General features: G+C 47.7%; 1 protein-coding gene. It reads right to left on the bottom strand.

Translation table 11 applies throughout. The features are described 5' to 3' along the window. The coding region (locus AC6BYQ_RS28545; RefSeq protein WP_498057935.1) for a helix-turn-helix domain-containing protein at nt 1-417 on the bottom strand (417 nt) is incomplete at its 3' end. Nucleotides 418-619 lie beyond the last annotated feature (202 nt).

The raw sequence follows: 619 nt of genomic DNA on the forward strand, positions 1-619 counted from the left end.
CAGCCGCATGATCTGCCGCTGCCGCACCGTCAGCGTCTCTTCCTCGAACAGTACCGCCTTATCTGAACCAGATGTTTCTCGTTCATGCCATAACGCATCTAAATAAAAACGCAGCTGCTGCAGATCGCCGCGCTTGGGCAGCGTTTTCTGCAATCGCCCCAGCCGCCACGTCGCCAGGCTGTTTTTCCCCTCACACAGGGAAAAAATGACGCAATCTTTCATGCCTGCATGCAACGCTTCACCAATCAGCCGAGCCATAGGCCGGCTGGCGTCATAAAAAATAATGTCGGCACTGCCCAGGCAGCTTTGATTAACAAATTCCACCCGCTTATTCTTGCCGCGAAAATATTCAACCAAAAAGAAAACCAGTCCCTGAGAAATAAAGGCATCCTTACCCAGCAGGGCAATATTAATCATGATTAGTAAGCTCCTTTACTCTGGCCTTCATATAACACGCCACCACAACCAGACTCTAATCAATAAAAAACCAAGCACCATTATTAAAGCACCTGTATCGCCACCATCATTTAATTGCACCACGAACTGGCCGGCCATTCAGCGAATGGTCACACATTAATGAATCGCATTAATATCAGCAGATTTTTCTTCATTCTCCTGA

It is taken from the genome of Serratia sp. LTN-2 (assembly GCF_059740205.1).